Annotated in this window: 18 protein-coding genes; 7 read left to right on the plus strand and 11 right to left on the minus strand. The window is 71.8% G+C overall.

Annotated features, from left to right (window positions below):
* Positions 1 to 24: 24 nt before the first annotated feature.
* The 6 genes from ACFXMF_RS20295 to ACFXMF_RS20320 form a co-directional block, all read right to left on the minus strand.
* Complete coding sequence (locus tag ACFXMF_RS20295; RefSeq protein WP_379992362.1) at positions 25 to 2301, minus strand: FdhF/YdeP family oxidoreductase; 2277 nt, start codon at positions 2299 to 2301, stop codon at positions 25 to 27.
* A gap of 89 nt (positions 2302 to 2390) precedes the next feature.
* Positions 2391 to 3554, minus strand: coding sequence for an FAD-binding oxidoreductase (locus ACFXMF_RS20300; RefSeq protein ID WP_379992361.1), 1164 nt, complete (start codon positions 3552 to 3554; stop codon positions 2391 to 2393).
* 230 nt (positions 3555 to 3784) lie between these two features.
* On the minus strand, positions 3785 to 5380 hold the full coding sequence (locus ACFXMF_RS20305; protein WP_379992360.1) for an ABC transporter substrate-binding protein: 1596 nt from the start codon (positions 5378 to 5380) through the stop codon (positions 3785 to 3787).
* A gap of 190 nt (positions 5381 to 5570) precedes the next feature.
* Positions 5571 to 8033 carry a serine/threonine-protein kinase gene (locus ACFXMF_RS20310; RefSeq protein WP_380020708.1) on the minus strand — a complete coding sequence of 821 codons (2463 nt, stop codon included), beginning with the start codon at positions 8031 to 8033 and terminating at the stop codon, positions 5571 to 5573.
* A 159-nt stretch (positions 8034 to 8192) separates the two neighbouring features.
* Positions 8193 to 9350 (minus strand): acyl-CoA dehydrogenase family protein, encoded by a 1158-nt coding sequence (locus ACFXMF_RS20315; protein ID WP_360309521.1) that lies wholly within the window; start codon positions 9348 to 9350, stop codon positions 8193 to 8195.
* The gene (locus ACFXMF_RS20320; RefSeq protein ID WP_360309523.1) at positions 9350 to 10447 is read right to left on the minus strand and encodes an acyl-CoA dehydrogenase family protein; all 1098 of its coding nucleotides are present in this window, start codon (positions 10445 to 10447) and stop codon (positions 9350 to 9352) included. The genes ACFXMF_RS20315 and ACFXMF_RS20320 overlap by 1 nt, the downstream gene beginning before the upstream one ends.
* 211 nt (positions 10448 to 10658) lie before the next feature.
* Between ACFXMF_RS20320 and ACFXMF_RS20325 the strand changes: the two genes are divergently transcribed.
* The 3 genes from ACFXMF_RS20325 to ACFXMF_RS20335 all read left to right on the plus strand — a co-directional run bounded on the left by ACFXMF_RS20325 (position 10659) and on the right by ACFXMF_RS20335 (position 13225).
* Positions 10659 to 11729, plus strand: a complete 1071-nt coding sequence (locus tag ACFXMF_RS20325; protein ID WP_379988252.1) for a hypothetical protein — start codon at positions 10659 to 10661, stop codon at positions 11727 to 11729.
* A gap of 406 nt (positions 11730 to 12135) precedes the next feature.
* The gene (locus ACFXMF_RS20330; protein WP_360309527.1) at positions 12136 to 12570 is read left to right on the plus strand and encodes an ATP-binding protein; all 435 of its coding nucleotides are present in this window, start codon (positions 12136 to 12138) and stop codon (positions 12568 to 12570) included.
* Between the two features lie 418 nt (positions 12571 to 12988).
* Positions 12989 to 13225, plus strand: a complete 237-nt coding sequence (locus ACFXMF_RS20335) for a DUF397 domain-containing protein (protein ID WP_360309529.1) — start codon at positions 12989 to 12991, stop codon at positions 13223 to 13225.
* A gap of 51 nt (positions 13226 to 13276) precedes the next feature.
* On the opposite strand, the gene ACFXMF_RS20340 is transcribed toward ACFXMF_RS20335, so the two are convergent.
* The gene (locus tag ACFXMF_RS20340; protein WP_360309531.1) at positions 13277 to 14143 is read right to left on the minus strand and encodes a helix-turn-helix transcriptional regulator; all 867 of its coding nucleotides are present in this window, start codon (positions 14141 to 14143) and stop codon (positions 13277 to 13279) included.
* Between the two features lie 485 nt (positions 14144 to 14628).
* Here ACFXMF_RS20340 and ACFXMF_RS20345 point away from each other — a divergent pair, with 485 nt between their 5' ends.
* Positions 14629 to 16026 (plus strand): SWIM zinc finger family protein, encoded by a 1398-nt coding sequence (locus tag ACFXMF_RS20345; protein ID WP_360309533.1) that lies wholly within the window; start codon positions 14629 to 14631, stop codon positions 16024 to 16026.
* On the plus strand, positions 16023 to 18818 hold the full coding sequence (locus ACFXMF_RS20350; protein ID WP_379988250.1) for a DUF6493 family protein: 2796 nt from the start codon (positions 16023 to 16025) through the stop codon (positions 18816 to 18818). The genes ACFXMF_RS20345 and ACFXMF_RS20350 overlap by 4 nt, the downstream gene beginning before the upstream one ends.
* 63 nt (positions 18819 to 18881) lie before the next feature.
* Here ACFXMF_RS20350 and ACFXMF_RS20355 read toward each other — a convergent pair whose 3' ends face one another.
* Positions 18882 to 19553: an O-methyltransferase gene (locus ACFXMF_RS20355; RefSeq protein ID WP_360309537.1), complete on the minus strand. Its 672-nt coding sequence runs from the start codon at positions 19551 to 19553 to the stop codon at positions 18882 to 18884.
* A gap of 3 nt (positions 19554 to 19556) precedes the next feature.
* On the minus strand, positions 19557 to 20429 hold the full coding sequence (locus ACFXMF_RS20360) for an arylamine N-acetyltransferase (protein ID WP_379988249.1): 873 nt from the start codon (positions 20427 to 20429) through the stop codon (positions 19557 to 19559).
* Positions 20430 to 20596: 167 nt separating this feature from the next.
* Here ACFXMF_RS20360 and ACFXMF_RS20365 point away from each other — a divergent pair, with 167 nt between their 5' ends.
* Both ACFXMF_RS20365 and ACFXMF_RS20370 read left to right on the plus strand, forming a co-directional pair.
* On the plus strand, positions 20597 to 21022 hold the full coding sequence (locus tag ACFXMF_RS20365) for an ankyrin repeat domain-containing protein (RefSeq protein ID WP_360309541.1): 426 nt from the start codon (positions 20597 to 20599) through the stop codon (positions 21020 to 21022).
* Between the two features lie 77 nt (positions 21023 to 21099).
* On the plus strand, positions 21100 to 21768 hold the full coding sequence (locus ACFXMF_RS20370) for a hypothetical protein (RefSeq protein ID WP_360309543.1): 669 nt from the start codon (positions 21100 to 21102) through the stop codon (positions 21766 to 21768).
* Between the two features lie 22 nt (positions 21769 to 21790).
* Here the strand turns inward: ACFXMF_RS20370 and ACFXMF_RS20375 are convergent, their stop codons facing one another.
* Positions 21791 to 23158, minus strand: coding sequence for a pitrilysin family protein (locus tag ACFXMF_RS20375; protein ID WP_360309545.1), 1368 nt, complete (start codon positions 23156 to 23158; stop codon positions 21791 to 21793).
* Positions 23155 to 24492 carry a pitrilysin family protein gene (locus ACFXMF_RS20380; protein WP_360309547.1) on the minus strand — a complete coding sequence of 446 codons (1338 nt, stop codon included), beginning with the start codon at positions 24490 to 24492 and terminating at the stop codon, positions 23155 to 23157. Before ACFXMF_RS20380 ends, ACFXMF_RS20375 begins: the two co-directional genes overlap by 4 nt.
* Between the last annotated feature and the right edge of the window lie 152 nt (positions 24493 to 24644).

Consider the following 24644-nt stretch of genomic DNA (forward strand, 5'->3'; position numbering starts at 1 on the left):
AGGCGAAACCCGGCCGCCGCCGGGTCAGTGCGCGTGCGGCTCCAGGCGGACCACGATCGACTTCGAGGTCGGCGTGTTGCTTTCGTCCGCCGTGCTGTCCAGCGGCACCAGCACGTTGGTCTCCGGGAAGTAGGCCGCACAACAACCCGCCGCGGTGTCGTAGGACACCACCTTGAACGCCGGCGCCCGGCGCTCGACGCCGTCGCTCCACTCGCCGACCAGGTCGACCGACGCGCCGCCCGCGATCCCCAGTTCGGCCAGGTCGGTCGGGTTGACGAAGACCACCCGGCGGCCCTGCTTGATCCCGCGATAACGGTCGTCCAGGCCGTAGATCGTGGTGTTGTACTGGTCGTGCGAGCGCACCGTCTGCAGGATCAGCCGACCTGCGGGCACCCGCAGCACCGCGAGGTCGTTGCGGGAGAAGTTCGCCTTGCCGGTCGTGGTCGGGAACGTGCGCGCGTCGCGCGGTCCGTGCGGCAGGACGAAACCGCCGGGCTCGCGCACCCGCCGATTGAAGTCGGTGAACCCCGGGATCACCCGCTCGATGCGATCCCGGATCAGGTCGTAGTCGCGCGCGAACTCGCGCCAGGGCACCGATACCCGATCACCCAGCACCCGCTCGGCGAGCCCGCAGACGATCGCCACCTCGGAGCGCAGGTGCGGCGAGGCCGGCGGCAGCTTGCCGCGCGACATGTGCACCGCGCTCATCGAGTCCTCGACGGTGACGAACTGGTCCTGCTCGGTGCGCCCCAGCGTGGGCAGGATCAACGCCCGCCGGCCGGTGACCGCGTGCGAACGATTGAGCTTGGTGGACACCTGGACGGTCAGCCGGGTGGCCCGCAACGCGGCCTCGGTCGCCGCGGTGTCCGGCGTCGCCGAGACGAAGTTGCCGCCCACCGCGACGAACACCTCGACCGCGCCGTCGCGCATCGCCCGGATCGCGTCCACCACGTCGTGCCCGTGCTCGCGCGGCGGCTCGAAGTCGAACTCCTTCGCCAACGCGTCCAAGAACGCCGCCGAGGGCTTCTCGTAGATGCCCATCGTCCGGTCGCCCTGCACGTTGCTGTGCCCGCGCACCGGGCACACCCCGGCCCCCGGCCGGCCGACGTTGCCGCGCAGGAGCAGGAAGTTGACCACCTCGCGGATGGTCGGCACCGAGTTCTTGTGCTGGGTCAGGCCCATCGCCCAACACACCACGATCCGGCGCGAGTCGAGCACCCGTCGATGGATGCGCTCGATCTGTTCGCGCTCCAGCCCGGTCGCCTCCAGCACGTCGGCCCACGGCGTGGTCCGCACATCCGCCGCGAACTCCTCGAAGCCGTGCGCGTATTCGTCGATGAAAGCCCGATCCAGGACGGTGCCCGGCGCGGCGTCCTCGGCTTCGAGCAACAGTCGGTTCAGCGCCCGGAACAGCGCGAGGTCGCCGTTGACCCGGATCTGCGCGAACTCGTCGGTCAACGAGGTGCCCGAGCCGAGCATGCCGGACACCTTCTGCGGATTCTTGAACCGCAGCAGCCCGGCCTCGGGCAACGGGTTGACCGCCACGATCGAGGCGCCCGCCTGCTTGGCCTTCTCCAGCGCGGACAACATCCGCGGGTGGTTGGTGCCGGGGTTCTGGCCGACCACGAAGATCAGGTCGGCCTGATACAGGTCCTCCAGCGACACACTGCCCTTGCCGACCCCGAGCGTCTGGGTCAGCGCCGAACCGCTCGACTCGTGGCACATGTTGGAGCAGTCCGGCAGGTTGTTCGTGCCGAACGCGCGCACGAACAACTGGTACACGAACGCGGCCTCGTTGCTGGTGCGACCCGACGTGTAGAACGCCGCCCGATCCGGCGAATCCAGCGCCGCCAACTCCTCGGCGACCACCCCGAACGCGTCCTCCCAGGAGATCGGCGCATAGTGCGAGGCACCCTCGGCGAGGTACATCGGCTCGGTCAGCCGGCCCTGCTGGCCCAGCCAGTAGTCCGACTTGTCGGCCAACTCGGCGACCGGGTGCGCGGCGAAGAAGTCCGCGCCCACTCGACGCACGGTGGCCTCCTCGGCGACCGCCTTCGCGCCGTTCTCGCAGAACTCGGCGACGCTGCGATGGTCCGGCTCGGGCCACGCGCACCCGGGACAGTCGAAGCCCTGCTTCTGGTTGACCCGTACCAGGGTCAGCAGGCTGCGCTTGACCCCCATCTGGCGACCGGCGTGGCGCAGTGACCAGGCCACGGCGGGCAGCCCGGCCGCGTACTCCTTGGGCGGGCCGACCACGAGGCCCTCGTCGCCGACGTCGTCCACGGGCGGCTTGCTGACCATGCGGGCGCTCCTGCTGCTGCTCGAACCGATCGCTTCGACACGACCCTGTTGCCCCGTACGTTACGCCCCCGCGCCGGCGTGTCCGCAGCTCAGCAGCCCTGGAGCAGCCGCGGCCCCGGCACGATGGCGTCCGGACTCTCGGTGTGCAGCCGCTGCGGGGCCACCCCCAGCTCGCCGGTCAGCCGATGGGCGGTGGCCCGGACCATCGCCGCCGACCCGCTGACGAACACGTCGTGGTCGTGCCAGCGGCCGTACCGGGCCAACACGTCGGGCAGCGCACCGTGGTCGCCGGCGAACGAGCGGTCGTGGCTGACCGCCGGGATCACGTGCAGCCACGGGTACATCTGCGCCATCGCGGCCAGCGCGGTCAGGTCGTACAGATCCGCCCCGTACTTCGCACCGATGAACACATGCGCCCGGTTGGCCAACTGCCGCTGCGCCATGTGCTGGACCAGCGCCTTGATCGGCGCCAGACCGGTCCCGGAGGCGACGCACAACGTGCGCCGCAGCGTCTCGCCGCGCAGCACCAGGCCGCCGCGCGCGGGCCCGAGCCGAATGTGGTCGCCGACCCGGGCCCGGTGCACCAGCGCGTTGCTCACCCACCCGGCGGGCACCGCGCGGACGTGCAGTTCGAGCCGGCCGTCCACCCGCGGCGCGTTGGCGATCGAGTAATGCCGCCACACCCGCGGCCACCACGGTGTCTCCACGGTGACGTGCTGGCCCGGGTGATAGGGCAGCGGTTGATCCGGCTGCACGGTGATCACCGCGATGTCCCGCCCGCGCGGCTCGTGGCCGGTGATCACCGCGTCCCACCACGGCGGCGCCTCCTCGGCGTCGTCGGCGGCGGCCTCGATCATCACCGCCGCCGCCCACGTGTAGACCTCCAGCCAGGCGGCCTGGAGTTCGGGCGTCCAGCGGCCGCCCAGGTAGCGGGCCAGTGCGCCGATCAGCGCGGAGCCGACCGCGTCGTAGTGCTCGTCGAGGACGCCGTACTTGCGATGGTCGCGACCCAACCGGCGCAGAAACCGGCGCAGCTCGTGCGGTTCGTCGGCGCCGGTGCCCAGCCGCAGCAGCGCCGCGAGCAGTCGGTCGCGCTGGAGGTCCATGGCCGGTGGGAACAACTCGCGCAGGTCGGGCCGGCGCAGGAACAGCAGGGCGTAGAAGTGCGAGACCAGATCGTGCGCGGCGGGGGCGACGGCGGTGAGGCTGCCGCGGAGCAGATCGGCCCGGGAGGGATCGGGACTTCCGGACATGACGGACCGCATCCTCGTGTGCTCGGAGAGCGACCCGGCGGCGGGACATGTACTGCCGAATCCGGAAACCGCCGGTCACCCGAAGGGGAAGTGAGCCGACGGTATGCGGCCGTGCGAACGCGGAGGGTGGGTAATGCGCGAAGCCCGCCGCGGCGAACCGCGGCGGGCTTACGCTTGAGGATTTCCTGCGCCGTGTGGGTGACAAGGACGGTGGGTCACCCACCCGGCGATCAGAGCCGGGTGTCCTTGTCGAAGCCGGCGGCGATCGTCGCGTCCGCGCTGCGCCCGGCTGCCTCCGGGTCGAGTCCCTTCGCCAACACGTTCCCGGCGAAGTCCTTGAGCGGCGCGGACGTCCAGCCGGGCGCCTGCGGGTAGGGGCGGCCCTGCTTGAGCGCCGCCAACGTGGCCGGTCGGATCACGTTGGTGCGGCCCGCGGCGGTGGTCACCTCGGCCAGGGCCGGCACCGTCTCGTTCTCGGTGGCCCACCGCTCCTGCCAGGTCGCCGAGGCCAGCACCCGGAGCATGTTCACCGCGCCCGCCGGATGCGCGGTCTTCGCCGACACCGCCAGCACCCCGCCCCACACGCCGACCGCCCCTGGCTTGTCCGCACTGTTCCCGGGCATCGGGAAGGCGGCCAGGTTGCGCGCCGTCTCGGGGGAGGAGCGCAGCAGTTCCGGGAAGACCCAGTCGGGCTGGATCATCATCGCCGCCTTGCCCCCCGCGAGCACGGCGGTGATCGTGCCTGCCGGGTCCTTGAACTCCTCGACGTCCTTCGGCGCGGTCGAATACGCCTGGAGCTTCCGGTAGAAGTCGATGCCCGCACGGCCGGCCGGGCTGCCCAGCCGCCCGGCCCAGCGTTCACCCTCGCGCACGGCTATCTCGCAGCCGTCCTCGTACAGGCACGCGGTGATCGTCTGCCACGCCTTGCCGACCAGGTGCAGCGCCTCGAACTTCGGGTCGCTCGCGTGATGCCGCTTGAGCTTGTCCAACTGGGTGATCCACTCGTCCCGGGTGCGCGGCACGGTGAACCCGGCCGGGTCGCACAGCCGCTTGTCGTAGACCACGACCGGCGCGTAGACGTCCATCGGCAGCGCGTACAGCTTGCCGTCGAACGTGCACGCGGCCCTGGCCGCCGGGTGCCAGGCGTCCACGTTCAGTCGGCTCGCGTACGGCGTCAGGTCCAGCAGTTCCCCACGCCGCACCCGAGCGGCCAGATCGAAGGTCTGCGCCTGGAAGATGTCCGGGCCGTTGCCGGCGGCGAGCGCGGTGTCCAACTTGCGCCTGTCGATCAGGTCCTGGACCTCGGTGCGGGCGGTCCCGAACGGATCGGCCTTGAGCAGTGCGGCGGCCAGGTCGGTGTTCGTCTTCGCCTGGTCGACACCCGGGGTGAGCAACTTTTCCAGCCACAACGTGAGCGTGTACGGGCCGCTCTCGCCGGTGGGCGGTTCCGGGTTGGGCGGGGCCGGCGGGGGGACCGGCCCCGGCGTGGTGGGGGCGGGCGTGGGCCCGGGCGCCGCGGTCTTGCCGTCGCCCCGGGTGAGCAGCCACGCGGCGACGCCGCCGCCGGCCGCGACGACCGCCGCGACCGAACCGGCCACGATCACCTTGCGCCGCGAGGAACCGTCGCCGGGCGGCGGGGGAGTGGGCCCCCAGCCGGGCGGAGGCGGCACGTTCGGGTACTGCGGCGGGCCGGCCGGATACTGCGGTGCCGCACCGCCGGGGTACGGCTGTGGCGGCACACCGCCCGGGTACGGCTGCTGCGGCGGGCCGGCCGGGTGGTACGCGGGTGCCCCGCCGGCGGGCTGCGGGGGTGGTGGCACGGCCATCGGCGCATGGGTGGGCCGAGGGGGTGGGTCGGCCGATGCGTCATCCTCCGATGACACCTGCGGGTCGTCGTTCCACGACGGCACTGTGCGGCTCCTCCGGTTGGCGGGATACGGATGTTCGCCAAACCTTAGAGCGGGGCCGGCCCGGGCCCGGTCGGGAGATCCACCGACTTCGGGCCCGGGGGCCGCGTCAACCCGGCGATACGCCGAACTCCCGAGCCACGATCGGATTCGCCGCTGCCGCCGCGGCCAGCGGATCGGCGCCGGCCAGGGTCTGCTTGGCCAACTCGGCCAGCGGGCGCTCGGACCAGCCGGGGGCGACCGGATACGCCCGCCCGCCCACCGGCAACGCGGCGATCGAGGCCGGGATCATCGGATTGTCCGGCGGCACCGCCCGGTCCAACCCGGTGCGCACCGGGACCAGTCGGCCCTCGGTCGCGATCCGCGAACGCCAACGCTCGGTGGCGATCAGCGCCAACAGGTCCATCGCGGCTTCCTTGAACAGGCTCCCCGCCGACACCGCGAGCACCGTGCCGCGCACCCCGACGGCGGCCGGCTTGCCCGCCGTCCGGCCCGGGATCGCGAACGCGCCCAACACCGCGCGCAGCGCCGGATTCGTCGCCACCACCGCGTCGTACAGCGCCGAATCGGCGATCACCGACGCGACGTTGCCCTTGGTCACCCGGGTGGTGATCGCCGGGTCGTCGTTGGCCACGCCGACCGCGTCCGGCGCGTACGACTGGAGGTGGCGGAAGAACCTGGCCCCCTCGACCGAGCCGGGCAGGTCGAGCGTGCCGCGCCACGCGTCGCCCTCCTGGACCGCGATCGTGCCGTCGTCCTCCCACACGCACGAGGCCAGGATCGGCCACGCGCCGCCGGGCACGTACAGCGCGCGATAGTCGGCGTTGCTCGCATTGGCCAGACGCAACTTCTCCAGGTCCGCGACCCAGGTCACCCGGTCGCTGGGCACCCCCACCTGGGCGGCCTGGAACAGCCCCTTGTCGTACAGCACCACCGGCACGTTCGCCGCCAGCGGCAGCGCCATGATCCGGCCGGCGGAGGTGACCGAGGCGCGCACGGCGGGGAACCACGTGGTGGTGTCGAACCGGCTCTGATGCGGCGTCAGGTCCATGATCAGGTCGGCCGCCTTGAACCGGGCCACGGAGAGCAGGTCCAATTCGAACACGTCCGGCCCGCGACCCGCGCGCAACGCCTGCTCCAGCGCCTGGGTGTAACCGGCTTTGGACTGGAGCCGACTGCCCAGCCGGACCCCGGAACCGCTCTTCCCGAACTCCAGGCCCAGGTCGCCGAGCAGCGCGGCGGGCACCAGGTTCTCGGTGGTCCAGACGGTGAGTTCCTGGACCGAGGCGGGCCTGCTCGGGCCGGTCGACGCGGTCGGGCTCGGCGGCGGTACCGGCGCCTTCGGCTTCGGCCCGGCCTTGGGCGAGTCGCCGCCCCGGCTCAGCGCCACGGCCGCGCCCACGCCGCCGAGCACCGCGGCGCCGGCGGCGACCGCCAGGAAGCCGCGCCGGGACTTGGCCCGGGCGCCGGACCGACGTGCGCGGGAGGGGGATTCGGCGCGCGCGGCCGGCGTGGCGGGCCCGGGTGCGGCCGGCGGTTCCACCGGGGTTGCGGCCTCGGGAGCCGGGGCCGGGGCCGGGGCCGAGTCGGGTTCGGCGTCGGCCGCCGGCGCCGACGCGGGCGTGCTGCCCGGCGGCGGCGCCGGGACGGTGCCCGGCGCGTACGGCTCACTGCCCGGCATCGGCTCCGGCGGCTCCCACGGATTGGCCACCCGCTCGGCCACCCACGCGGCGCAGGCCGCCGGCAGCCAGGTCGGCCCCGGGGTGCCCGCGGCGACCCGGACCACCTCCTCCGGCGCGGGTCGGTGCGCGGGGTCCTTGACCAGGCACGCGGCGATCAGGGTGCGCAACGACGCGGGCACGTCGCCGAGTTCGGGATCGCCCTCGGCGACCCGATCGGCGACCGAACCCACCCCGCCCCGGTCGAACGGGCCGCCGCCGGTCGCGGCGAACGTCAGTACGGACCCGAGCGAGAACACGTCGGCGGCCGGACCCACCGGCAGATCCCGCACCTGCTCCGGCGAACGGAAACCGGGGGAGTCGAGCACGGTGCCGATCACCACGCCGTCGGCGGTCACCGACGAGCCGGCCGACCCGTGCGCGATCCCCAGCCCGGGCAACCACGGCCCGTCCGTGCCGAGCAGCACCGAAGCCGGATCGAGCCGGCCGTGCTGCAACCCGACCGCGTGCAACCCACCCAGGGCGGTCGCCAGTCGACCGGCGAGCACCCGCAACGAATGGCCGGGCAACGGGCCGTGCCGGCGCACCGTCTCCTCCAGGGTCGGGCCCGGGAGGTGGGTGGTGGCGTACCAGAGCTGACGTCCGGTGGTGTCCGCGTCCAGGATCATCGCCGTACCCAGGCCGGGCAACCGCCGCGCGGCGTCCACCTCTTCGCCGAAACGGGCCCGGAAGGCGGGATCACGCCCGAGGTCGGCCCGGATCACCCGCACGACGACGGGCGTGTCGTCGGGCGCGGCCCCCAGATAGGTCCGAGCCGTGGTCCCTTCGCCGAGCCGGCCCACCAATCGGTAGGCACCAACGCTCGAAGGGTCCTCGTCGTGCAGCGGCCGCATGGCAGAAACTCCGTTTCGCTCACCGGTGTGAACGGTGCCGAAGTCTGCCATGAAGCGACCCGCGCCCCGGCCACCCGTTCGGCCGCCCGCCATCCGAGTCGGTCGGCCGAGCCCGTCATATCGGTGGAGCCCGGACACCACACCGCCGGCGGGCCACGATTACCGTGCCCGGGGCAGCCCCAATCGATGTTCGGCGATGTTGTTGCGCTGGATCTCGCTGGTCCCGCCGTAGATCGTGGTCACCGGGGCGTCCCGCGCGGCGTGGTCGACGAACCACGCGTCCCCGGGCTCGCCGAGCAGGCCCTCGGGCCCGGCCATGTCCAGGCACGCCTCGGCGGCGCGGTTGTACGCCTCGCTCGCGAACAACTTCGCGATCGAGCCCTCGGTGGTCGGCAACCCGCCCGCACTGGCGATCAGCGCCGGCCGCAGCGCCAACAGCGCGGTGATCTCGTTGTCGATCGCGATCCGGGCCAGCCGCTTGCGCACCGCGGTGTCGTCCATCGCCCCGGTCTCGGCCGCCCACCGGGTGAACCGCCGCAGCAGCGACACCCCCTGGTTCATGTTGCCGAACACCCCGCGCTCGTACGCCAGCGCCACCTTCATCACCCCCCACCCGCCGTCGACCTCGCCCAGCCGCCAACGATCGGGCACCCGAACGTCGGTGAAGTAGGTGATGTTGGTACGGTCTCCGCCCATCGTCTCGACCGGCTGGAAGGAGATGCCCGGCAGATCCATCGGCACCAGGAACATGGTCAGCCCCCGATGCTTGGCCACCTCCGGGTCGGTGCGAGTCAGCAGGATCACGTAACCGGCCTCGTGCACGAGCGTGGTGAACATCTTCTGCCCGTTGACCAGCCACACCGGCTCGTCCTCCGGATGGCCCAGCACCCGCTCCGCGCGAGTGGCCGCCGCGGCCACGTCCGAGCCCGAGCCCGGCTCGCTGTAGCCCAGCGCCGCGATCGCCTCGCCGCGGTGGAACCGGGGCAACACCTCGGCCAGATGGAACGCGCTGCCGATCTGCTCGACGATGCCCGCCACCAGCATCGTGTTGGCCAGCCCGAAGAACGGCGCGTCGGCCAGTCCCAGTTCGTCGAACAGGACGTACAACTCCAACGGATCACGGCCGGTGCTGCGCCCGGGCCCGGCCATGCCCTCGGCGATCACCCCGGTCGCGGCGAGCGCGCGATGGAACTCCCAGTCGTGGAACGTGCCGGTGCGCCGAGCCCGTTCGACCATGTCCTCGGTCAGGTGCGCCGCGACGAACTCCCGGATCCAGCGCCGGAACTCCTCCACCGACTCCTTCGGTCGAAAGTCCATCAGATGCTCCCCACAGGTCCGAAGAGGTCGTCGGCCAACCGCTGGTACTCCTCGTCCGGGTCGCCCAGGACCAGTGGCCAACCCCGGGCGCGGCGGAAGTAGAGCTGGATGTCGTATTCCAGGGTCACCCCGTAGCCGCCGTGGAAGTGCACCGCGCGATACGTCGTGGCGCGGGCCGCCTCGGTCGCCGCCAGGTAGGCCATCACCGCGAGTCGGCCGGCCTCCGCCGGATCGCCCTCGTCGGCACCCCACGCGGCCCGCGCGGTCAGCAGCCGGATCCCGTCCAGCGGCCCGACCAGATCGGCCAACCCCTGCTGGACCGCCTGGAACGCACCGATCGGTTTGCCGAACTGCTCACGCTCCAGCGTGTACGCCACCGCCAGCTCCAACGCCCGCTCGGCCAACCCGACCAGCGTGGCCGCCGTATACAACTGCCACTCGCGCCGCAACGCCGCGAAGCGCCGCGCCGCCTCCTCGCCGGTGGCCAGCACGACCCGACCACCCAGGTCGTCGCGCACGTAGCGGTCGGCGAGCGGCGCGCACGCGTGGTTGACCGGCGCGGTCATCGGGGGCTCGCCGCGCACGGCGACCAACTCGTCCTCGTCCAGGGCCACCACGACGTGCGCGACCGCGCCGCCGGGCACCAGGCGGGCCAGTCCGTCCACGGCCGGTCGCAGTGCGGGCGCCGCGATCACGGTGCCCTCGGCCGCCTTGGCACCCCAGGGGGTGTCGACCAGCAGCGGGGACGCGGCCAGGTGCCCGCTCAGCGGCACCGGCGCCAAGACCCGCCCGGCCTCGTGCAGCAACAGGATCAGGTGTGATCGGCCGGCTCCGCCGCCACCGACCCGTTCGGGCAGCGCCATCCCGGGCGCACCCATCGCCGCCAGCCGGCGCCACAGGTCCGCCGCGAATCCGAGCGGCTCGGCCGCGCGCACCGCGGAAATGGGGCATCGGTCCGTGAAGAACTGCGAAAAGACGGCCCGTACCGCCTTTTGATCTTCCGTCGGTTCAAGATCCACCGGCGACCTCCGTTCACACCTCGCCGCTCGCACGAGCCGGCGGGCGCAAAGGTAGCCCCTGGTGGTGGACCGATCCATGGCATCGGCCGCCGGGGCGAGCGATGTGCCGGAGATCTCGATCCCGTGACATTACTTGCCGGTAGCTGACTGGCGGGTTGCTCTTTGCGAAGATCGGCTGCCCGAGTGACAAACAACGAGAACAGGTGCTTTCCGCCGTGCGGGTCCGGGGTGATCGCGGCGATCACCCATACGATCCGAGGAATAACGGAAAGCGAAGGGAGAACCCGCTGTGCGTGCATACCGCCACGTGGCGCTGGTGCTGATCGCCCTGCTGGGTGCGGCCCTGATCATCTTCCCGCTGGCCGCCGGCCTGCCGAAGAAGACGCAGGCTGTCGACAATCTGACCAATGACTTCCGCCCGGCCTTCACCCCGGCCGCGATCGCGCAGAGCCGGACCGATCTGGTCACGATGAACGAGATGCTCGCCCAGCTCCAGGCGGAGACACTGCCGGGCCTGGCGAAGCAGGCCGGGATCGAGACGCCGGCGCTGATCAACCTGATGGGCGTGACCGCCCCCGAGGTGGGCAAGGGCCTCAAGGAACTGCCCACGATCATGCCCCGGTTCAACAAGCTCGCGGGCACCATGGACGCGCAGGCCGCGAACTTCCGCCAGGCCGACGCAATTCCGACGGCCGACGCCCCCAATACGGCGGTCACCTATCTCTACCTGATCCCGGGCATCGTGTTGCTCGTGGTCGGCGCGGGCGGCCTGCTGTTCTCCTTGGTCGGCAACCGGGTCGTGGTGAGCACGGTGTGTCTGGCGCTGGCCGCCGTGGTCGGGCTGGGCATGGTGATCGGCACCTTCGCCACCGGGGTGATCGGCAAGACCAAGGCGTCCGAGAAGATGTTCACCGCCTTCCGCCCGACCTTCACCGACGCCGGATACGCGCAGGCGCACAACGACCTGGACACGCTGGGCAAGATGGCGGCCGGGATGAAGACCAAGTCGCTGCCGTCGATGGCCGCGCTGCTGCGCAAGCCGCTGCCGCAGTTCACCGCCGAGTTGTCCACCCAGTACCCCAAGGTCGGCAAGGGGCTGGTCGAGACGGACCGCATCCTGGCCAAGTTCAACGCCCTGGTGGAGAACATCGGCGCGAACGTCGACACCTTCAAGGACGCGGACAGCATTCCGGACGAGGAGACCGAGGTCTCGGTCATGCCGTGGCTGCTGCTCGGTCCGGGTCTGGCGGTCTTCCTGCTCTCCGGTGCGGCCCTGGTGATTCAGTTCACAGGGCGCGGGAACGGCTCGGCCGACGCGACCCGGCAGGCCCCCCGACAGCCGTCGGGTGCCTCGGCCTGACCGCTCGAACGTGCACGGTCGGCAGCCGGCCGACCACGGTGCGCGTAGCTTGTCCGGATTATTCCCGAGGTATGGCCAAAAGAAGGAAAAGACCGGTTCCCTGATATGTCCGGGATCCGGACGTAAAGCGAACCTTGATCGATCGAAATGCACGTGCATCGGCGTGGTGCAGACGCAGAAATCGTCGATGCACGTGCATCCGGTCTTGCAGTTGGGGTCGGCATCCTCATAATGAAGTGTGTGCATGTGCACGCGCATGTGCATGGACGCTCTGTGAGGCGAGTCCTCTGGCGGCGTTCCCAACAGGCCGGGGACCAGTACCCGCTCGGAGGCACGGATGACCGTCGCGAGTCCCACAGGGTTCCGGACGTCGACGTTTCAGTGGATGGAGCCTCTGGCCGGGGATATGGGCCCAACATCCGATATCGCGATACAAGCCCTCGCCGCCCGCCGTGAGTCGGTCAAGGCCGCTCGGGACTTCACCCAGTCGGTGCTCGCCGGTTGGGGGGCCGCATGCCTGGAGGACGACCTCGCGCTGGTCGTGTCCGAGCTCGTCACCAACGCGCTGTGTCACGGTCTCGGCGCCGGCCGCGACGATGCCGCCGATGTCGCGCACAACATCCAACTCGCGCTGTTGCGCAAGGGGGAGCGGGTGATGTGCGCGGTTCAGGATCCCGGTGAGAGCCTCCCGGAGACCCAGGCCGGCGGTGAGGACGAGGAATCCGGTCGGGGTCTGTATCTGGTCGGCTGTTTCAGTGATTCGTGGGGCTGGTTCCCACTGGACGGTATGGGCCGGCGCACCGGAAAGGTCGTCTGGGCGATGTTCGAGATACCGGCCTGACACACACGTTCTGCAGTCTTCGGAACGCATTGCGTTCCATGCCGGCGTTGCAGGTTTGTGGAGAGTTCTAATTCACATTCGGAAGCGGCAACCGAATTAAGGTGTGAAGCGTTTACCCGTCGATCCTTCGACGGGTTTTCTGCATTCTTACGCCCGTTTCGTCCCCCGCCTCTTAAGCAGCTTTTACGGTTCCTTTGAAACCTTGAGGAATGCCTGAGCCCTCCCGTGTGAGTGAAGTCGGGCTGCGCTATCATCACCGTTGTACGCTGCATATGCATGGTCAGATGCACGTGCATGCGTAAGTCGGACCGGTTCTGGAAGAAATTGCGACGGACCGGGACGAAGGAACGACACGTGCCGCAACCGGGGGCGGGCGACCGCCGTCGGGTCGCTCGGCGAGAGGTCCAGGAGAAGCGTCATGCAGGCAACGCACAACGGGGTATCGGCGACCGCGCTCGACGGGGTCACCTGGCAGAAGAGTCGCCGGAGCAACTCGCAGGGCAATTGCGTCGAAATGGCGGCGTTGCCGAACGGCGACGTCGCGGTCCGCAATTCGCGTCACCCCGACGGACCGGCGCTGATCTATACGCGCGCCGAGATCGAGGCGCTCATCCTCGGGGCCAAGGACGGGGACTTCGACAACCTGCTCGCGTGAAAGCCCGCCCGGGACGCTCCGCCCGGGTGGGTCCACACACGTCGATCCGGGTCAGTTCTCCTTCAGGATCCGCTGTAGCAGATCCACACTCTTGTCGGGCGGCATGCCGTCCACGCTCAACCGGTCCATGACCTCGGTGTACGCGTCGACCTCGTCGCGTTTGTCCAGATAGAGCGCGCTCGTGAGCTGTTCCAGGTAGACCACGTCCGGCAGGTCGCTCTCCGGGAACCGCAACAACAGGAACGGGCCGCCCTCGGCCGCGTGCGCACCGAACCGGAACGGCATGATCTGGATCGTGACATTGGGCAGGGCGGCCATTTCGATCAGGTGCCGGACCTGATCGCGCATCACGTCCCGACCGCCGATCGGGCGCCGCAGGGCCGCCTCGTCCAGCACGACCCACAACCTGGGCGGCTTGTCGCGGTAAAGGATCGACTGCCGCTGCATCCGCAGCCCCACCCGGCGGTCCACCTCGGCCGCCGACGCGGAGGGCTGACCGGCGATTACCACGGCCCGTGCGTAGTCCGGGGTCTGGAGCAGGCCGGGCACGAACTGCACCTCGTAGGTGCGGATCACCGACGCGGCCTCCTCCAGGCCCACGTAGACCTGGAACCAACTCGGCAGGATGTCGTTGTAGTTGTGCCACCAGCCCTGGGCGTTGGCCTCCGCCGCGAGGCCGAGCAGCGCCGCGCGCTCGGTCTCGTCGCCCACTCCGTACATCGTGAGGAGGTCAGCCACGTCGCGCTCCTTGAAGCTGACGCGCCCCAGTTCCATTCGGCTGATCTTGGATTCGGAGGCACGGATCTCGTAACCGGCCTCCTCCCGCGTAATCCCCTTCGCTTCGCGCAGGCGGCGAAGCTGGGAACCGAGGAGAATACGGCGAACCGTCGAGCCGCTCCCCGGCTGCGTTGCGGGCATCTGCTACCTCCGGCTGAATGGACCAGCGCATAGTATGCCGGCGCGTTGCCACGCGTCCTCGGATCATGGTTACAACAGCACTCTCTTGACGATGTGCCACCACCCACCCGAGTCGTCCATGTGCCGCAGTTCCGCGGCTCATGTTCGGACCCCGGGCCCCAGCCGCCCATGCTCGCACAGGTGATACCACCTAATCGATGCCGCGGCACCGCGAATCCCCCTCTACTATCGGGTAATCCGGATGTTTCCGACGAACGAACGAGTCGATCGGTACGCTGCGCGCGCAATCCGTGACTCGTGTCGTATCCACTGCCGGACGAGTGCGCCGCGGCGGCCCCGCGCCGGGTCGCCCGCCCGCGCGCCGAGGTTCCCGAATCGGCCACGAAAGAACCGCGCAGGCCCACCCGTTAGGGTCGGCGGACCGGCCGAACCGGGGCCGGCGGGGCCGACTACCGCTGTCGGACGGGGTGTCTACCGTTTTCCGCATGTCCTCCCCGGTGCACTCCTTCACCTATCTGCGGTCCTCCACGCTCGCCGCCGTCGACGGCGAACGCTCGCTCGGGCTGCAAACCTGCGGCGGCCTCGGTTCGCACGGCCTGACCCCCTTCCCGCGCTTCTTCGACGGCTTCCTGACCGCGCCCGAGGCGGCGGCGGGCGGACTGCTCGCGGTCGCCGACGTCGCGGCGGCGCGCTACTACCAACCGATGCGGCCGGGTCTGCTCGATCCGGTGGTGACCGGCAACGGCGACCGGCTGCGCTTCGAGTCGTTCTCCGCGTGTTGCGGCGTGCACGCCCGGCTGGACGTGCTGCCGGCCGGCATCGACGGCGAGATGTTCGGCACCGGCACCACCAACGTGGACGTCAACGCGCCGCTGCGCGAGGCGTTGGCCAAGGTCGGCGGCGCCGATCCACTGCACCTGGCGGTCGGACCCGACGATGTGACCGTCACCACCTTCGACGGGCCGGTCGTGGAGAAGAAGGTCCCGCTGCCCGAGCGCTGGCTGCGCGGATTCGCCGAAGTCCAGGTGATCTCGGCCGGGTTCGACCTGCGCGCCGAACTCGCGGCGGGCGAGGCGGTGCGGTTCGTGCGCGCGCTGCCCCGGGGCGCCCGGCAGCCGCTGTGGGCGGTTCCGGCCGGGCGTTCGCTGCGGCTGACCGCCCGTCCGCTGCCGGGCGCGGTGTGCCTGCCGGGGCCGGACCGACTCCAGGCGCTGACCCGGTTGTTGCGACACGCGCTGGCGTTGCGCGTCTACGGGCCCGCCGTGCACGCGCGCAGCAGCGCGGTGTCCTCCGCGTGGGAGATCGAACTGCCGGGCATGCGACTGACCCTGACCCTGTCCCCGGACCCGGCTCGGGGCTTCTCCGGCGAGGGTGCGGTGCTCACCGGCCTGGCCGCCGACTCCGGCGCCGCGGACGCCGACCTGATCTCGGCCCTGCTGGCCTGGGAACCCCGGGTCGAGGTGGGCGAGTTGGCCGCCCGCTCGGGACTCGCCGCGGACCGGGTGCGGGCCGCGCTGGTCCGGCTGGGCACCGGCGGTCGGATCGGTTACGACGTCGCCGAGGCGGCCTACTACCACCGCGAACTCCCCTACGACACCGGCAGCGTGGAGCGGATGAACCCGCGCCTGCGGGACGCGCACGCCCTGGTGGCCGCAGGAGCGGTGACGCTGACCGGGACCGGCGAGAGCGCCACCGTGCGCAGCGGCGAGAACACCTACGGCCTGCGGCTCGCCGGAGCGGGGAGCTGCACGTGCCAGTGGTGGGCCGAGTACCGGGGCGGGCGCGGGCCCTGCAAGCATCTGCTCGCCACGCAGATCGTGCGCGGCCGGGCCGCCGGCGACCCGACCACGACGGCCCCCGCAGCGCAGGAGGCGAACCGATGACCGGGACCGAACCGAACACCGGGAGCACGACCCCCGCCGGGACCCGGGCGCCGCTCACCTGGGCGCAGGTGCAGGCGGCCCTGCCCGACCAGGACGAACGGACCGAGGACCCGACGGCGATCATCGCCCTGTTCGCCGGCCGCACCGAGGCCGAACGCCGCAAGCTGCTGCCGGAGTACAAGGAGGCGATCCGCGCGCTCCGGGACACCCCGCGCGGCCTGCGCTCGTTGCGCTACGCCGGCATCGCGTGCCTGGGCGGGCCGGCCGGGATCGCCCAGTGGCTCTCCCGCGAGGACATGACCTGGCCCGGCCGAGGCGTCGGGGACGAACGCGCTGTTTACACGCTGCTCGCCCAGCGCAACCCGGCCTGGCTGCCGGAGATCGCGAACCGGCTCGCTGCGAAGATGCCGGTCGAACCCTGGGGCAACCACTGGGACGTGGTGGACGCGCTGGTGCGCGGCGGCGGCCTGCCCACGCCGACCACGGCCGGCTTCGTGGTGCGCTGGTTGGACAAGGTGGGGCGCGGGAGCATCGGGGAGGGGCACACGCTCGCCGAGCGGTTGCGCGAGGACCCCTACTTCGCCGATCTGCTGCCCGCCCTGTTCGAGGCCGACGGGGTCGGCGCACGCCTGGAGAGCCAGGATTCCTGGCAGCAGGCCGGACAGTCGCGCTGGGGCGCGGCACTGGCCGAACTCGCCGACGCGAAGGTGATCGAGCGGGACACCGTCCTGGACGGCTGCCTCTCCCGCCTGTTGCGCGGCGAACGATTGGGCGCATCAAGGGCGTTCATACGTTTGCACGACGCGATGGCGCCCACCGACGACGAACTCGCCGCCCGCGTCGACTCCTACCTGCGCCTGCTCCCGGACGCACCCTCGCCGGTGGCCGGGACCGCCCAGGAGGTGCTGCGTCGACTGGACGCGGCGGGCCGACTCGACGCGGAACGACTCGCCGAGGCGAGCCGGGCGGTGTTGTTCCGGAGCGAGAAGAAGCTGGTCCGCGGCCAACTCGTCTGGCTCGGCCAGGCGATCAAGCGTCACCCCGAGCACGCGGGCACCCTGCTGGCCGGTGCCTGCACCGCGTTCGGCTCGACCGCCGTCGACCTCCAGGAGCGCGCGCTGATCCTGATCGCCAAGCACGTCGGCAAGCTGCCCGCGGATCAGGCCGCCCTCGTGTACGACGAGGTGCGCGCACAACTGCCGCTGCTGGGCGAGGCACTGCGCCCGGACGCGGCGGCGCTGATCGGCGAGAGCGTGGTCGCCGAGCCGGATCCGCTGCCGCTGCTCGCGCCGCCGCCGGTGCGCGAACTGCCGCCGCCGATCGGCTCGCTCGACGAACTCGTCGAGGAACTCGCGGTGTTGTTCGCCGGCACCGCCAACCCGTGGGTGAACCCGCGCGGCCGGGCCACCGATCCGCTCGCGGTGGAGCGGATCGTCTCCGCGATGTTGCGCGAACATGCCCGCGACCGCGAGGCGTTGCACACCGCGCTGCTGCCGCTCACCGAACGGCACGCACACATCATCGAGCAGCACTGGTTCATCCATCAGGTGCAGGGCGCGGTCGGCGCGCTGGTGGCCGCCGCCACCGGCTACGGCGGCTCCCGAACGGGCTGGTTCCGCAGCCTGTTCGGCAAGGGCACCGAGGCTTCCGACCACGACCTGATCCCCGGATCCAAGGTCGACGTGGACCGACTCGAACCCGCGCAGCGCTTCCTGCTCGCGCGCCTGTACGAGGTGGGCACCCGGCTGCGGGTGCCGTACAGCGGCCCGCACCTGGCCGAGATCGCCGACGCGACCGGCTTCGTGGACCCCCGGGCCCTCGTGGCGGGCCTGGAACAGTGGGAGGCGTCCGAGCACACCCCGTGGCGTCGCGACGTCGACCAGGCGCTGCTGCGGCTGCCCGCCGACATCGACCCCGACCTGATCGCCCGGGCCGGCCGGCTCACCTCGCCCGCCGGGCGGCGGGTGGCCGCGGTGCTGGCCGCGGGCGGGCCGCCGGCCGGAGTCGTCGGGCGCCGGCGCTTCGACCGGATCCACCGCGAGTTCTCCTACCGGGACCGGACCTGGGCGCACTCCGACGGCCCGCTGGCCACGGTCGTCCCCGGCGACCGCGAACTGCTGCCCAAGAGCGCGTCGGTCCTGTACGACCTGGCCGACGCGGGGGCCGCCGCGCGCGGGGCCGGTTGGTCCGAGAACACCGAGCCGGACATGCACTGCTGGCCGCTGCTGCTGCCCCGGGATCGGGACACGATCGCCGCGCACCTGGCGATCCGTACCCAGCGCGGGATCGACGGGAGTTCTCGAGGCGCGGAGATCCTGCCCGCCCTGGCCGAGTCGCACGGCCCGCTCGGTCCGGGCATGTCGCTCGCGCTGGCCTACGCGCTCGGCGCCCGGGCGGCCGAGGACCGCGCCGCCGCGGTGGACGCCCTGGTGACCCTGGCGGCCCGGGGCGACGCGTGGGACACCGCGGCGCTGGGCCGCGACATCGGCGAGGCGGTGCGGACCCGGGGCCTGAAGACCACCCGGGTGGTCGCCTCGTTGCGGGACGCGGCCCGGGCGGGCGCGGGAGCGGCGGTGTGGGGCGTGCTGAGCGGCTTCCTGCCCGATCTGCTCGCGGGGACGAAGAGCACCGGCCTCGCGGACGCCCTTTCGGTGGCCGCGGAGACCGCCGCGGCCGGCGGCGGGCCGGCCGGGGCGATCCGGGGGCTGGACGAGCTGGCCGACCGGAAGGGCGCCTCCCGGGCGGTCACCGAGGCCAAACGCCTGCGCCGGATCCTGGCCGACCGCGGCTGAGTGGGCAGGGCAGGTCGAGCGGCCGGGCCGGACGGGTCACCACGACTCGTCCGGCCCGGCGGATCACAGTTCGTCCAGCTCCTTCACCCGGGCCAGGGTGATGCCGTCCGCGACCGGAAGCATCACCGGCTCGACCCTCGGGTCCGCCTTGACGTGGGCGTTGAACGCGGCCACCGCCTCCGGCGTCGGGTCGCCGTTCGGCTTGAGGACCAGACCGCCGTAGAGCACGTTGTCGACGATCAGCAGACCGTTCGGACGCATCCGGGGGATCAGCGCCTCCCAGTAGGAGATGTAGCCGTCCTTGTTCGCGTCCAGGAACACCAGGTCGATGTGCGGGTGCGAGGGCAGCGCGTCCAGCGTCTCCAGCGCCGGGGCGATCCGCAGGTCGATCCGGTCCGCCACACCCGCCTCGCGCCACGCCTCGCGGGCGATCGCGGTCCACTCCTCGGACACGTCGCAACACAGCAGCCGGCCGCCCTCGGCCAGGCCCTTGGCGATGCACAGCGCCGAATAGCCGGTGAAAGTGCCGACCTCGACCGCGACCTTGGGCCGGATCACGCCCGACAGCAGGGTCAACAGCGCGCCCTGCTCGGCCGGCACCTGCAATCCGGCGAACCGGCCCATTCGCCGGGTGCGTTCGATCACCTCGCGCTGGACCGCGTCCGGTGCGAGCGAGTGGTCCAGCACGTAGTCGTACAGCTCGGCGGTGACCTGCACCTGCTTGTCGAAGGACATGGCTCAGCTCTCCTCGGGTCGCGTGGCGGATTCGGGGGGCCGGGAGGTTTCGCGGCGCCCGGATGACTGGGACGGCTCGGGGAAGGCGGTGTCCCAGGGCAGCAGCAACCCGAAGTCGCGGACCAGGAGCCGAAGCACCTCGTGGTCGTCCGCCAACTCGCGTTCCTCCCGGGACCCGTTGCTGTGCACCACGGTCAACCGCCGGTCGTCGATGTACGCCCGCCGATGCGGACCGCTGCACTGCACGCGCAGCGTATTGCGGAACGGCGAGCGCGGATTCGTCGCCACGTACCAGTTGGCCACCTCGAAGTCGACCGTCTCGCGGCGCTCCAGGGTGAACGCGTACACGGTGAACCAGCCGTCCTCGCCGTAGACGGTCTGCAACAGCCACAGGTCGTCCTCGCGCACCAGGCGGAAGCGCCAGGCCCCCTGCGGGCTGGCCACGCCCGGCAGCAGCGGCAGCGGCTCCAGCAGTCCGCCGCTGCCGAAGCCGACGTCGGCGATGTAGGGGTGCGCCTCGCCGGGCACCTCGACCGCGAGCAGCATGTGCGTCATCGGGCGGATCGCGTCCGAGCCCATCCGCACCCGCGCGGCCAGCCGGGTGACCCCGAAGCCCAGTGCCTCCAGCACGTCGGCGAAGAGCAGGTTGTGTTCGAAGCAGTAGCCGCCCCGGCCCTGGCGGACCAGCTTGTCCTCCAGGTCGGCCGGCTCCAGCGAGGGCACTCCGCCCAGGAGGACTTCGACATTCTCGAACGGGATGCCGACCACGTGCGCCAGATGCAGCGAACGCAGCGTGGCCCAGGTGGGTGCCCGCTCGCCCGACCAGCCGGTGCGGGCGAAGTAGGCGTCGAGGTCGAGGTGGTGCGGATGGCGCACGAGCCGTCTCCTTGGGATCCGGGGCCACGATCGCACCGATTCTCACACGCGCGCCGCGGCCGGCGGCGCCGCGGCCCCGGCGCGCCACCCGATAGGTTCGGATCCGGTCGGGTCGGGGTCGGCTCGACCGCCGGATCCGTACGTCGTCGCGTTCTCGGAGGTCGATCATGAGCGAGCAGCAGCCGGGGCAGCAGCCGGAACAGGGGTCCGCACCGGACGAGCAGGCGATCGCGGAGCTGGCCGGGCGGCTGTTCGAGGCCGCGCGCACCGGCGACGCCGAGACGCTCGGCCGCTACGTGGACGCCGGTCTGCCGGTGAACCTGGCCAACGACCGGGGCGACACGTTGCTGATGCTCGCCGCCTACCACGGACACGCCGACGCGGTCGGTGCGTTGCTCGCCCGCGGCGCGGACCCGGACCGGGCCAACGACCGCGGTCAGACCCCGCTCGCGGGCGCGGTGTTCAAGAACGAGCGCGCGGTGGTCGCGGCGCTCGTGGGTGCCGGTGCCGACCCGGACGCGGGCACGCCGAGCGCGCGTGAGGCGGCCCGGATGTTCGGCAAAGAGGACATGCTTTCGGCGACCGGTGGGTAACAAAGCTATGACCCTCCGTCAGTTCCCGCCTGCGCCAGGGACAACCGGGCGCGAGGGCTCCGGGGGAGGCGCAAACCATGTCCGATCAGCCCGCGATACCGCGTCTGGACCTGGACGGATTCCCCACGGGTGCGGGTCTGTTGCACCTGCGATCGGACCTGCCCGAGGCGCTCGACGGCACGTTTTCGCCGTGGTGCGACCGGCACCACGACGATCTGCTGCGGCTGCCCGGATTCCGGCGGGCCCGCCGCTTCGTGTTGTGCGGTGCGTTCGGCAACGGTGAGATCGAGGCCGGGCCGCCGGCGGCGCGCTACCTGACCGTCTACGACCTCGAGCACCTCGGGGTCCAGGCCGCCGCCGGCGGCGACCTGCACGACACCGCCGGCACCCCGCTGCCTCCCGAACTGAGCGGCGCGGTCACCTCGTTGCGGCTGGACTGCCGGGAGATCCGCCGCTGGCCCAACGTATCGGCGAGCCGGCTCTTCCCGGCCGGCGACAAGCTGCTGCACCTGACCGCGCACGGTTCGGGCGCGGCGATGGGGCGTTGGCTGCACGAGGAGGCCGTCGCCGAACTGCTGCGCGCGCCCGGGGCGGTGGGGCTGCGCTGGTTCGACGCGGGCGAGGGTCTGCATGTGGTCCTGTGCGAGGTGAGCGGCCCGATGTGGCCGCTCCCCCCGCACGTACCGGCGGACTTGGGCCCGGCGGTGTGGAGCGGATACCGGCAGGTCTACCTGGCCGGCGGGTGAAGTCGTCGAGCGGGCGACCGGGTCACACGTCGGAGAGCAGCACCTCGAAGTTCGCCGCCCGTAGGTCGGGGACGATGCGGTCGGCGTCGCCCTCGACGACCACGGCGAGTTCGTCGGGGCGCAGGTGCGTGTGCGCGGCGCGGTCGACCGCGTCCGGGTCGGTGGCCAGGATTTCCGCGTATTCGGCGGTGACGTGGTCGTCGGGGAGACCGTGCACGATCGCCTCGACCAGTCGGCCGCCGATGCCGCCGGGCGTTTGCAGGTTGATCGGCATGCTGCCGAGCGAGTGGGCGCGGGTGGCCGCGAGTTCCTCGGGCGTGACGCCGTCGGCGTGCATCCGGCGGATCTCGCCGATCGTGTCCACGACCGCGGCGGCGGTCACCTCGGTGTGCACGGACGCGGAGACCGTGAACGAGCCGGAGCGGCGGCCGTGGCCGAAGCTCGCGTGTGCGCCGTAGGTGTAGCCCCTGACCTCGCGCAGCAGGTGGTTGAGCCGCGAGCCGAAGGCGCCGCCCAGCACGTCGGCGAACAACTCGATCGGGATCAGGTCCGGGGTCGAGCGCGGCGGCGCGGTGTGCCCGATCCGCAACACCGACTGCACGGCGCCCGGACGGTCCACCACGATCACGCGCCCGGTCGAGGGGGCGCCGGCGAACTCGGCGAGGTTCGCCCGCGTCGCGGTGCCCGTCGCGCCCGCGAAGACGGTACGGCCCAGCGCGGCCAGGTCGATCGTGTCCAGGTCGCCGACCACCGCGAGGGTGCCCGGCGCGGTCATCCGGTCGGCGTGGAAGCCGCGGATCGCGTCGGCGTCCAGCGCGAGCGCGGTGTCGGGGGTGCCGCCGAGCAGCCCGCCGAGTCGGTTGTCCGGGCCGAACAGGGCGCGCCGGAAGGCGAGTCCGGCGCGGGTGCCGGGCTGGGCCCAGGAGGTCTTCAGCGAGCGCACGTGGTCGGCGAGGAAACGCTCGACGTCACCGTCGGCGAAGGCCGGTCGCCGGACCGCCTCGGCGACCAGGGCCAGGCCCGCGTCGAGTCGATCGGCGGGCAGGTCCAGGCCGACCTCCTGGGTCTCCCAGCCGCAGGCCAGCCGCCAGTTCGCGCCCAGTGCCTCGATGGCGAGTCCGAAGGCGTCCGCGTCGCGGTCCAGGCTGCCCTCGTCGAGCAGCGAGCAGGTGATCCGGGCCAGGCCGTCCAGGCCCACCGGCTCGTGCAACGCGCCGCTTTCCATCACCAACTTGACCCAGGCCAGGCTGCGTCCGGGCACGTGCGCGCCGACCACCTCGCCGCCGCCCACCGTGACCCGGCGGACCTCGGGGAAGCGGTACGGGCGCGGGGCCGCGCCGGTGGGTCGCTCGGCGACCAGGGTGTGGCGGGTGGCGATGTGCTCGCTCATGCGGCGGCCTCCGGCTCGGTGGTGTCGATCTCGGCGTCGGCCTCGGCGGCTTGCGGGCGGAACTCCAGCACGATCCGGTTGTCCTGGTGCAGCAGGTCGCGGGCGACCCGGTGCACGTCCTCGACGGTGACCGCGAGCAACTCGTCGAGGTGGTCGCGGATCGACTCCGCGTCGCCGAAGCGGGTGGTGAACCGGCCGATCGCGTCGGCCCGGCCGGCGGCGGTGGCCACCTCGCGCAGCCATTCGCCGGACAACACCGCCCGGACCCGGTCGAGTTCGGCCTCGGTCACCCCCTCGCGCGCGACCTCGTCGCAGACCGCGACATAGGCGTCGAGCACCTCCCGCGCCTCGACGCCCTCGCTGGGCGCGCACGAGCCCATCAGCACCGACTCGAAGTGCAGGTGGTTCCACGCGGACAGGAACGCGCCGGACGCCTGGGCCAGATTGCGCGCGGTGACCAACTCCCGGTACAACCGGCTGCCCCGACCGCGCCCGACGGCGGTCGCCAACACACTCGCGGCGGCGGCGTCCGGGGTGCCGAAGCGCGGCGCGCGGTGGCACAGGAACAGGCGCGGCGCGGGCACGTCCCGATGGACCGTCAGATGCCGGCCGGCCCCGAAGCGCGGCGGCAGCGGCGCGGGGGTGGGCTGGGTGAAGGAGCCGCGCGGGGCGATGCCGCCGAAGTACTTCTCGGCCAACGCCACCACCTGCTCCGGCCGCACGTCGCCGACCACGGTGAGCACCGCGTTGTCCGGCGCGTACCAGGTCTCGTGGAACGCGGTGAAGTCGGCGAGTTCGGCGCCGTCCAACTCGGCCATCGAGCCGATCGTGGAGGTCGCGTAGGGGTGGCCCTCGGGGTAGGCGAGGACCATCATCTCCTCGCTCCAGGTCCCGTAGGGCACGTTGTCGTAGCGCTGCCGGCGCTCGTTCTTGACCACCTCGCGCTGGTTGTCCAGGGTCTCCTGGGTCAACCCGAGCGAGCCCATCCGGTCGGCCTCCAGCCACAGCGCCAGTTCCAACTGGCCCGAAGGCACCGTCTGGTAGTAGTTGGTGCGGTCCGGACTGGTCGAGGCGTTGATGCCGTCGCCGCCGCAGCCCTCGATCGCGGCGAAGTGGCCGCCCTTCTCCACGTGCGCCGAACCCTCGAACATGAGGTGCTCGAAGAGGTGGGCGAAGCCGTGCTTGCCCTCCACCTCGTGCCGTGACCCCACGTCGTACCAGAGGTTGACCGCGGCGAGCGGCACCGTGGCATCGGGGCAGACCACCACCCGCAGACCGTTGTCGAGCCTGGTCCGGTGCAGGGTCCACGGGAAGTGGGCGGAAGTTGACGGCACGTCAGGTCCCTCCGGGGGGTCGCGGCGCTCGACGATGGATCGCCATTGTTCCAGGCGAACGCGAGACGCGTGGGCGGACCCGGTACGCACGACGACCACCCGCCCGGGCAAGAACACCGGGTGGATGGTCGTCGTGTGGGGTGTCGCCGGGT

Origin of the sequence: Embleya sp. NPDC059213 (assembly GCF_042754445.1) — a bacterium.
Classification (GTDB): Bacteria; Actinomycetota; Actinomycetes; order Streptomycetales; family Streptomycetaceae; genus Embleya.

Bases quoted from the DNA above. Each gene is read 5' to 3' on its own strand.
- ACFXMF_RS20295 (WP_379992362.1), bottom strand. From the start codon at position 2,301: ATGGTCAGCAAGCCGCCCGTGGACGACGTCGGCGACGAGGGCCTCGTG.
- ACFXMF_RS20300 (WP_379992361.1), bottom strand. From the start codon at position 3,554: ATGTCCGGAAGTCCCGATCCCTCCCGGGCCGATCTGCTCCGCGGCAGC.
- ACFXMF_RS20305 (WP_379992360.1), bottom strand. From the start codon at position 5,380: ATGGCCGTGCCACCACCCCCGCAGCCCGCCGGCGGGGCACCCGCGTAC.
- ACFXMF_RS20310 (WP_380020708.1), bottom strand. From the start codon at position 8,033: ATGCGGCCGCTGCACGACGAGGACCCTTCGAGCGTTGGTGCCTACCGA.
- ACFXMF_RS20315 (WP_360309521.1), bottom strand. From the start codon at position 9,350: ATGGACTTTCGACCGAAGGAGTCGGTGGAGGAGTTCCGGCGCTGGATC.
- ACFXMF_RS20320 (WP_360309523.1), bottom strand. From the start codon at position 10,447: ATGGATCGGTCCACCACCAGGGGCTACCTTTGCGCCCGCCGGCTCGTG.
- ACFXMF_RS20330 (WP_360309527.1), top strand. From the start codon at position 12,136: ATGGGCCCAACATCCGATATCGCGATACAAGCCCTCGCCGCCCGCCGT.
- ACFXMF_RS20335 (WP_360309529.1), top strand. From the start codon at position 12,989: ATGCAGGCAACGCACAACGGGGTATCGGCGACCGCGCTCGACGGGGTC.
- ACFXMF_RS20340 (WP_360309531.1), bottom strand. From the start codon at position 14,143: ATGCCCGCAACGCAGCCGGGGAGCGGCTCGACGGTTCGCCGTATTCTC.
- ACFXMF_RS20345 (WP_360309533.1), top strand. From the start codon at position 14,629: ATGTCCTCCCCGGTGCACTCCTTCACCTATCTGCGGTCCTCCACGCTC.
- ACFXMF_RS20350 (WP_379988250.1), top strand. From the start codon at position 16,023: ATGACCGGGACCGAACCGAACACCGGGAGCACGACCCCCGCCGGGACC.
- ACFXMF_RS20355 (WP_360309537.1), bottom strand. From the start codon at position 19,553: ATGTCCTTCGACAAGCAGGTGCAGGTCACCGCCGAGCTGTACGACTAC.
- ACFXMF_RS20365 (WP_360309541.1), top strand. From the start codon at position 20,597: ATGAGCGAGCAGCAGCCGGGGCAGCAGCCGGAACAGGGGTCCGCACCG.
- ACFXMF_RS20370 (WP_360309543.1), top strand. From the start codon at position 21,100: ATGTCCGATCAGCCCGCGATACCGCGTCTGGACCTGGACGGATTCCCC.
- ACFXMF_RS20375 (WP_360309545.1), bottom strand. From the start codon at position 23,158: ATGAGCGAGCACATCGCCACCCGCCACACCCTGGTCGCCGAGCGACCC.